The sequence below is a fragment of the Pontibacter rugosus genome (genome assembly GCF_042678745.1).
Classification (GTDB): Bacteria; Bacteroidota; Bacteroidia; order Cytophagales; family Hymenobacteraceae; genus Pontibacter; species Pontibacter rugosus.
This window is the reverse complement of sequence record NZ_JBHTLD010000548.1, coordinates 1-548: the sequence shown is the minus strand read 5'-3', so window position 1 is coordinate 548 and position 548 is coordinate 1. Positions and strand designations below refer to the sequence as shown.

The 548-nt window shown below is 54.4% G+C and carries 2 tRNA genes and 1 rRNA gene; all 3 read left to right on the top strand.

The features are described from left to right. Positions 1-80: ribosomal RNA gene (locus ACFQ2O_RS22395) — 16S ribosomal RNA — on the top strand; the annotation flags it as partial. A gap of 105 nt (positions 81-185) precedes the next feature. After that, positions 186-262 (top strand) — tRNA-Ile (locus ACFQ2O_RS22390). Positions 263-289: 27 nt separating this feature from the next. After that, positions 290-363, top strand: a tRNA-Ala gene (locus ACFQ2O_RS22385). The last annotated feature ends 185 nt before the right edge of the window (positions 364-548 follow it).

The window sequence follows — 548 nt, the reverse complement described above, 5'->3', positions numbered from 1 at the left end:
CGTCTAGGGTAAAACTGGTAACTGGGGCTAAGTCGTAACAAGGTAGCCGTACCGGAAGGTGCGGCTGGATCACCTCCTTTCTAGGGACGACCCTGGCCCGCCCGGGCTTTCCGGACCCTGTTATCTCTGTCTCGGCATTCGATCAAAAAAACAATTGCAGCGGACGGGCAGGCCCGGCCAAAAGCGGGCTTGTAGCTCAGGTGGTTAGAGCGCTACACTGATAATGTAGAGGTCCGTGGTTCGAGTCCACGCAGGCCCACCAATAGCCAAGCCCAGCTTGGATTACCACGGGGGATTAGCTCAGCTGGCTAGAGCGCCTGCCTTGCACGCAGGAGGTCAACGGTTCGACTCCGTTATTCTCCACATACGACACACAGCAGAGACGGTAGGTTTTTGCTTCTAACTTTAAGAGCGGCAACGGACAGGGTGTTTTTCACCCAGGGTCTACTGTCTAGCATCTTAGGAGAAAGTTCTTTGACATGATGGGAAAGAGAGAGAATAAGAAATTGACTAGGCCGCAGTAATGCGGCCCAAGTGCGAGAGAGGCG